The 6668-nt window shown below is 60.9% G+C and carries 7 protein-coding genes and 1 pseudogene; all 8 read left to right on the forward strand.

Features of this window, described 5'->3' with window-relative positions; all coding sequences use genetic code 11:
- Positions 1–250, forward strand: a pseudogene (locus tag U9R81_RS18585) (hypothetical protein); the annotation flags it as partial.
- 14 nt (positions 251–264) lie between these two features.
- Entirely contained in the window at positions 265–753 is a 489-nt protein-coding gene (gene bchF / locus U9R81_RS18590) for a 2-vinyl bacteriochlorophyllide hydratase (RefSeq protein ID WP_066788547.1), read from the forward strand.
- An 87-nt stretch (positions 754–840) separates the two neighbouring features.
- Complete coding sequence (gene bchC, locus U9R81_RS18595; protein WP_322496905.1) at positions 841–1836, forward strand: chlorophyll synthesis pathway protein BchC; 996 nt, start codon at positions 841–843, stop codon at positions 1834–1836.
- A gap of 30 nt (positions 1837–1866) precedes the next feature.
- The gene (locus U9R81_RS18600) at positions 1867–3099 is read left to right on the forward strand and encodes a chlorophyllide a reductase iron protein subunit X (RefSeq protein WP_322496906.1); all 1233 of its coding nucleotides are present in this window, start codon (positions 1867–1869) and stop codon (positions 3097–3099) included.
- 206 nt (positions 3100–3305) lie between these two features.
- Entirely contained in the window at positions 3306–4058 is a 753-nt protein-coding gene (locus U9R81_RS18605) for a DUF169 domain-containing protein (protein ID WP_322496907.1), read from the forward strand.
- Positions 4059–4063: 5 nt separating this feature from the next.
- A complete protein-coding gene (locus tag U9R81_RS18610) occupies positions 4064–4258 on the forward strand; it encodes a hypothetical protein (protein ID WP_066788550.1) in 195 nt (64 codons plus the stop codon).
- 135 nt (positions 4259–4393) lie between these two features.
- Complete coding sequence (gene bchI / locus U9R81_RS18615; RefSeq protein WP_322496908.1) at positions 4394–5509, forward strand: magnesium chelatase ATPase subunit I; 1116 nt, start codon at positions 4394–4396, stop codon at positions 5507–5509.
- Between the two features lie 253 nt (positions 5510–5762).
- Positions 5763–6668 (forward strand): AAA family ATPase (locus tag U9R81_RS18620; protein WP_322496909.1); only part of this gene is annotated, 906 nt, incomplete at its 3' end.

Consider the following 6668-nt stretch of genomic DNA (forward strand, 5'->3'; position numbering starts at 1 on the left):
GGGCGAACCGATCGAGGCCGCCCGCTGGCAGCGCACGATCAGTCCGGCTGAGGTGATTGCCGGGATGGCCGCCCGGATTGACGCCGAGACATGGGCGCTGAGCGATGAGGTGCTGGCGGCGGCGATTGAGCGCGTGCAGGCGTGGGCCAACCAGCAATGGCCCGATTTGAACGAACCGCAGGTGGTTGAACACCGGTTTTTGCTGACGATCAGCCGGGCCGGCGCAAAACTGCCGGCGCAGGGAGAATAAAGCGGAGGGATGTCATGTACACTCCCGAACAATTGGAGCGGCGCAACCGATCGCCGTGGACAAAAGCCCAGTTTATTCTGGCCCCGATTCAGTTTATCGTCTTTATTATCAGTTTTGCGCTGGTTATCCGGTATCTGGCTACCGGTGAGGGGTACTGGATCGCAACCATCAGCGTCTGGATCAAGATTGCGCTGATTTGGGCGCTGACCATCACCGGCATGCTGTGGGAACACGATATCTACGGCAAATACTTCATGGCACCCGAATTCTTCTGGGAAGACTTGGGCAATCTGATTGCCATCATTACCCATAACGCCTATTTCGTGGCGGTATGGCTTAATCTTGATAGCCGCACCGTGATGTGGGTGATGGTCTTTGCCTATGTCACCTATTTGTTCAACGCCGGCCAATTCCTCTGGCGCGGGATCCGTTCGGCCAAAGAACGGCGCTTGTTACAGGCGCAATTGCAGGCGCAATCAGCAGGCGCGGCGAAGTCGCAATAGTAACGATGAGGTTGAAGGCATAGCTCGAAGTTGGCTGTGTCACTGAGCAACGATTACGCTCCAGCGTACTAGAAAGCGATCGACCGTATGCCGATCAAATCGCGCGCGGTAGTTATCCCGAAACGGAACACGATCGAGATTCGCACGGTGCAGGTCAATGAGCCGAAAGCCGGTGATGTGCTGATCAGGACGGCCTTTACCTCGATCAGCGCCGGCACCGAACGGATGCTGCTTGATGGCCGTTTGCCGCAACCGCAGCTCCTCTTCCCAGTTGTGCCCGGCTACGAGACGGTTGGGCAGGTGGTGCAAGTTGGCAGCAAAGCGCCAAAGGAATTGCTTGGCCAATGGGTCTATATCGGCGGCGCGCGTTGCTTCCGCGGCGTCAACGCGGCATGGGGCGGGCAGAGCGAGTATATCACCGCCGAACATGAGCGGGTGGTGCCGCTGGGATCGATCGATCCGGCGACCGGCGTGCTGCTGGCCCTGGCCGCAACGGCGCTGCACGGTGTGAAGGTTGGCCAAATCCGGCGCACCGATCGGGTGCTCGTGTTGGGGCAGGGCATCGTCGGCCAATTGGCCGCGCGGCTGGCAAAACTCGCCGGCGCGCAGCACGTGGCCGTCGCTGACCGCGTTGCCGTTCGGTTGCAGGCCAGCCAAGCCGATCAAGTGATCGATGTTACCCGCGAGTCGCTCGATGAAGCAATTGGTGAGTCGAAAGTTGACGTGCTGATCGAGGCGACCGGCTCGATGGGGGCGCTGTCCGGGGCGTTGCCGCTGCTCGCCAACCATGGGCGCGTCGTGTTGCTCGGCTACTACGATCATATCAACATCCCCTACGCGCCGGTCTTTATGCGTGAAGCCCAGATCTTAGTCGCCCGTGAGTGGGAGTTTGGCCCCGACGGCGATTTGCCGCGGGTGCGCGACTTGCTGGCCAGTGGTGAATTGAATGTGGATGGACTGCTCACCCATCACGTGCCGCTCGACCGGATTCAGGCTGCATACCGGCTGGCATTGGAAGATCCGGCTTGCTTGAAGGTGGTCGTGACGTGGCCGCAAAACGGGACGGGGCCGGAAGGGGCATAGCGCCATTTCACCTAGAAAGAGACCATACGCATGCCAGCGCATCCTAAACAGAAGCAAACCGGTGCGACCGCGCGGATGCTCGCCGTCTACGGCAAAGGCGGCATGGGGAAGTCGTTCTTCACTACCAATCTGGTCAGCAAATTGGCGCTGCTGGGCAATCGGGTGCTCCAGCTTGGCTGCGACCCGAAGCACGATAGTTGCAACGCGCTGTTTGGCGGCGTCAGCCTGCCCACCCTCGGCGATGTATGGCGCGAGTTTAAGGAAGCCGGACGCGAAGAGGAATTGGCCGCGCATCACGTGATCTTCAAGACGACCATTATGGGCCGGGCCACCGTCTATGGCTGCGAGATCGGCGGCCCGGAGGTCGGGCGCGGCTGCGGCGGGCGCGGGATCACGTTCGGCTTCGATATGCTCGAAAAGTTTGGTCTCAGCCAATGGGCGCTCGATTATGTGGTGATGGACTTTCTGGGTGATGTGGTGTGTGGCGGCTTCGCGACGCCGCTTTCGCGCTCGCTCGCCGAAGAGGTGATTATCCTCTGCGGCAACGATCGCCAAAGCCTCTACGCCGCGAATAATATCGCGAGTGCCGCCAAGTATTTCGCCAGCATGGGCGGGCGCACGAAGCTACTAGGGTTGGTGGTCAATCGCGACGATGGCAGCGGGGTAGCGGCCCGGTTTGCCGAGAAGATCAACCTGCCCATCTTGGCCAGTATCCCGCTGGATCGCACCGTGCGCGAATTGGCCGACGCTTGCCAGTTGGCGCTGCAAGAGCCGCGCTTCGACGCGATCTTTGACCGGCTGGCCTGCCAGATCATCGATCGCACCTTGCCGGCAGTCAAGATGGAAGATGTTCGCCCGCTCGAGTACAAAGAGTTTTTGAGCGTGTTTGGAGCCGAAGAGCCAGATATTGTGCCTGATGGCGCAACGGCAGACGAGTTGTTCGGCGGGCAGACAGCGCGGCGACCAGCGCCAGTGATTACACTCGGTCTGATGGAACGGGCGGTTGGCGATAAGCCGGAGATGGACGCCCCCACCCGCATGGTCGTCAAGCGGCTGCTCAATGAGCTGGGGATGTACGTCACCGAAGCCAACCACGATCCGAAGAAGGGTATGACGCTGACCGTTGATGGGCACACGACCATCTGCATGGGCAACACTGACGATCTTGACAGCAAGATAGCAATTCTGGCCGCGTTGCAGCGATCGGGCGAACAGTTCCGCTACGTTGATCTGCGCCGTCCGGCCAGCCCGTTTTACCGCTAACCGGCCGGCCCGTTGTAACCACGGGCCGGATGATTGAGGTGAGCAATGCGGCTACACCTTGCGACGAAACCCACCGAGTATCGCGTAGCGCCACTGGCACTGAGAATACGCTGGTGGATTGAGGGATGGATCTGGCGCTGGGGCCAAACGGCAATGGCATTGCACGCCGAAAGTCCAGAGTTGCAGAATCCGCTGTGGAGGCGGTAATGAGTGAAACCGAAGAGATTCCCGATTTGAAGGAACTCAACCGCCTCTTAATCGAGCGGATGCGGGTGAAGCGACGGCCAGTCGCGATCACCTATTGCTACGATGGGCCGCCGCCGGGGTACGAACCGGCCAATGTGGTGGCGTGCGCCATCGTACGCGAAGCCGAGCAAGGGCGGCGGGTCTATGTTGATGCCGAGCATCATGATTGCTGGGTCGGTCAATATCACCTCGGTCTGAATCCCAATCCGGGGCCATACATTACCGAGGGTGTCTATCTGACTGACGCGCAAGGCTTCTACACGCCGGAAGCAGCGGCCTGCAACAAACAGCAGAGCTACTCGCTGCCGGCGGGGATGATCAAGGCATTGGCAGCCGCGCCGCTTGATGAAGTGCCTGACGGCGTGCCGGTTGATCTGATGGTGTGTGTGGTTGATCCGCAACGCGCGATGCAGATCGCCGGCGCCGCCAGCGTGCGCATCGGCACATTTCCGGTTGGCGAATTGGGCGCTAGCGCTTGCGCCTCGATTTTCGCTGCGCCATGGCACACGAAAAATTCAGTGTTTGCGATTGGCGACGGCGGCGGACGAATGCATAACCGGCTCGATCCGAGTGAGCTGTTCGTTTCCATCCCGCGATCACATTTGCGCTACGTGGTAGAATTAATAGAGAACTTCCGCATCGACCCGCAGAAGATGCGTGAGGTGATCATGCCGTCGTATGCCGCAAAGGCAAAACAGCCGCGAGAGGAGTGAACACTATGCCAAGCGGACTCGGTGAAGCCACTCAAATGATCGGTCCGTTGACGCCGGCCATCCTGTGTTGGGCCTGTTTAATTCTGACCGTCCTTGGCCTCGGTCTCACGTTCCTGTGGACGAACGTCACCGCCTTTGCGCGCCGCACGCGCAGCGGGCGCAAGCCGGCAGCGGGATCGGTGGTCAAGTCGCAGCGTTAATCCGGCCCACAGCGGGATCACGGCACGCCCGTCGCGCGTTTGTGATCGGGTTGTTATTGTCTATCCCGCCTGATTCGGGTTTCATGGGTTGGGCGGGCCTATGCCCGCCCATTCATTTTGCAAAGGTGCTGCACAATGAACAAAGAACACGACCAAGCCGTCGAAACAACCGAACCGTCAACTAACGGGCAAACCCCACCGCCCGCCAATGCTCCGGTTCCGCCGTATCCGTTTGTCGCAATTGTTGGCCAAGCTGAATTGAAGTTAGCCTTGTTGCTGTGTGTGGTCAATCCGACGATTGGCGGCGTGATGGTGATGGGCCATCGCGGCACCGCGAAATCGACCGCAGTGCGCGCCTTGGCCGCGATGTTGCCGCCAATTAAAGCGGTGGCCGGTTGTCCCTACTCGTGCGCACCCGACCGCACCGCCGGATTGTGCGACCAGTGCCGGGCAGTGCCGAATCAAGCCGGCAAGCCGAAAAAGCCGAGTGTGGTCAGCATTCCGGTGCCAGTGGTTGACCTGCCGCTCGGCGCGACCGAAGATCGGGTCTGTGGCACTCTTGATATTGAGCGAGCGTTGACCCAAGGCGTGCAAGCGTTTGCCCCCGGCCTGCTGGCCCGTGCCAACCGCGGCTTCCTGTATATTGATGAAGTCAACCTGCTCGAAGACCATCTGGTTGACGTGTTGCTCGACGTGGCCGCATCAGGCGTGAACGTGGTCGAACGCGAAGGGGTGAGCGTGCGCCACCCGGCTCGCTTTGTGCTGGTGGGTTCAGGCAACCCTGAAGAGGGCGATCTGCGTCCGCAATTGCTCGACCGCTTCGGTCTGCATGCGCGCATTACCACCATCACCGATGTCAACGAGCGGGTCGAAATCGTCAAACGGCGGCGCGAATACGATGCCGATCCGTTTGCATTCGCCGAGAAGTGGGCGAAAGAGACGCAAAAATTGCAGCGGAAGATCAAGCAGGCCCAACGCCGCCTGCCCGATGTGGTCTTGCCCGATCCAGTGCTGTACAAGATTGCCGAACTGTGCGTCAAGCTTGAGGTTGATGGCCACCGCGGCGAACTGACCTTGGCCCGCACGGCAACCGCGCTGGCCGCACTCGAGGGACACAACGAGGTGAACGTGAACGACGTCCGCCGGATTGCGGTGCTGGCGCTGCGCCACCGGCTGCGCAAAGATCCGTTGGAGACGCAAGACGATGCGGTGCGGATCGAGCGGGCGGTGGAAGAGGTGTTGGTACCGTAACTGGGCAGACCCTGCTGAGGGTGGAATGCAGCAGGCATCGCAGGCGCTTGCGCAATGAGCCGGTGTCACGGCAACATAGCTTGATGGAGTGCGGCAGTTTCTTGCTGCACTCCATGCCAACCCTGCAACTGCGCAACGGCTGAACGAAACCCGTGTGTACATTTCACACCCTACCACATCGCTCACGTTCCTTCGTCATTGATCATCTGGCAGTGTGACGCGATTGCATCGATCACGCTGGCAGGAGCGCATTATGGCACAGAAAGCGAAAGAACTGCCGTCAGCGCCGCTCCCGTTTACGGCGATTGTCGGCCTTGAGACGGCCCGGCAGGCCCTGTTGTTGCTGGCGGTCGATCCGATGCTGGCCGGGGTGGCAATTGGGGCTGGGGCCGGCACCGGCAAGAGCGCATTGGTGCGCGCCTTTGCCCGTATGCTGGCCAGCGGGCGCGAGTTTGACCCCACCTTGCCCTGCAATTTGGTCGAGATGCCGGTCGGCGTGAGCGAAGACCGGCTCTTGGGCGGGATTGATATTGAGGCGACGCTGGCCCTCGGCGAGCGGGTGCATCGCAGCGGGTTGCTGGCGCGGGCCAACGGCGGCTTGTTGTACGTTGATAGCGTCAACTTGCTCGACGATAGCACAATCAACCACATTCTTGGCGCGCTGGACAGCGGCGTGGTGCGGGTTGAACGCGAAGGGATTTCGGTGGTGGAACCGGCCCGCTTTGCGCTGCTGGTGACATACGACCCGGCTGAGGGGCCGCCGCGCCGCCACCTGCTCGACCGGCTAGGGTTGATCGTGGCCCCCATCGGCAAAGCGCCGGTGACGACGCGGGCCGAAGTGGTGCGGCGCAACTTGCAGCCCAACCGCGATTATGAAGACGATGAGGCATTGGTCTTGGCCGGTGTGTTGGCAGCGCGGGAACTACTGCCAACGGTGACAATCACCGAGGAGCAGATCCGGCAATTGAGCATGACCGCGTTGGCGCTGGGGATCGAAGGCCACCGGGCCGATATGTTTGCGATGCGGGCAGCGCGGGCAGCGGCGGCGCTGGCCGGACGCGACGCAGTCAGCAACGAAGACCTCGAACTGGCGGTGCGACTGGTGATGTTGCCACGGGCAACCCGGATGCCGGAAATGACGCAGGAAGAGGCGCAACCG

The sequence above is a fragment of the Chloroflexus sp. genome (assembly GCF_034435895.1).
GTDB lineage: Bacteria > Chloroflexota > Chloroflexia > Chloroflexales > Chloroflexaceae > Chloroflexus.

Bases quoted from the DNA above. Each gene is read 5' to 3' on its own strand.
- U9R81_RS18605 (WP_322496907.1), top strand. From the start codon at position 3,306: ATGAGTGAAACCGAAGAGATTCCCGATTTGAAGGAACTCAACCGCCTC.
- bchI (WP_322496908.1), top strand. From the start codon at position 4,394: ATGAACAAAGAACACGACCAAGCCGTCGAAACAACCGAACCGTCAACT.
- U9R81_RS18600 (WP_322496906.1), top strand. From the start codon at position 1,867: ATGCCAGCGCATCCTAAACAGAAGCAAACCGGTGCGACCGCGCGGATG.
- bchC (WP_322496905.1), top strand. From the start codon at position 841: ATGCCGATCAAATCGCGCGCGGTAGTTATCCCGAAACGGAACACGATC.
- bchF (WP_066788547.1), top strand. From the start codon at position 265: ATGTACACTCCCGAACAATTGGAGCGGCGCAACCGATCGCCGTGGACA.
- U9R81_RS18610 (WP_066788550.1), top strand. From the start codon at position 4,064: ATGCCAAGCGGACTCGGTGAAGCCACTCAAATGATCGGTCCGTTGACG.